Source organism: Streptomyces sp. NPDC058534, assembly GCF_042717365.1.
Taxonomy (GTDB): domain Bacteria; phylum Actinomycetota; class Actinomycetes; order Streptomycetales; family Streptomycetaceae; genus Streptomyces.
The window spans coordinates 1-592 of sequence record NZ_JBHXNW010000180.1 but is presented as its reverse complement, the minus strand read 5'-3'; the positions used below and the strand labels follow the sequence as shown (position 1 = coordinate 592).

The window sequence follows — 592 nt, the reverse complement described above, 5'->3', positions numbered from 1 at the left end:
GGGTTTTCGCCGTGTTATTTTATTATTTTAACATGTCGGCCCCGGGGGCGGGGGGGCGCGGGGCTGTGTGCCCGGCGCCGCCCCCCCCCCCCCCCCCCCGCCGGCGGCGACCACAACCAGCCCAGCAACATCGTCGCCCTGCCCAGCGTCATCGCCCGCGGCGGTCAGATGACCGTCACGGTCGACGGCTGCCCGCAGGGCGGCACGATGACCTCGGACGCGTTCCGGACCACCCACCTGACCCCGGTCAGGGGGGCCAACGAGACGTCCAGGGGCACCGCCACCATCAGGGAGGACGCCCGCCCGGGCTCGTACGACATCACCGTCAACTGCTCGGGCAGGCGGCTCACCCGCCCGGCCGCCTTCACGGTCATCGGCGGTGTCCGCGGCGGCATCGGCGGCAGCAGCTCCGACGGGGCTACGCCGACGGACATCGCCATCGGTGGCGGGCTCGTCGCCGCGGCCGTCGCCGGCGGTGGCCTGTTCTGTCTGCGCCGCCGCTCCGAGCGGCGCATCTGACGCGTTCCCGTCCGCACGCGCACAGCGCTTCGCCCCGCGCGCACGGCGCTTCGCCCCGGATCCGGTGAGGGTC

1 protein-coding gene is annotated in these 592 nt (G+C 74.2%); it reads left to right on the top strand.

The window, feature by feature from the left end; all coding sequences use genetic code 11:
* Positions 1-63 precede the first annotated feature (63 nt).
* The gene (locus tag ACFWR9_RS42620; protein WP_383853057.1) at positions 64-519 is read left to right on the top strand and encodes a hypothetical protein; all 456 of its coding nucleotides are present in this window, start codon (positions 64-66) and stop codon (positions 517-519) included.
* Positions 520-592: the final 73 nt, after the last annotated feature.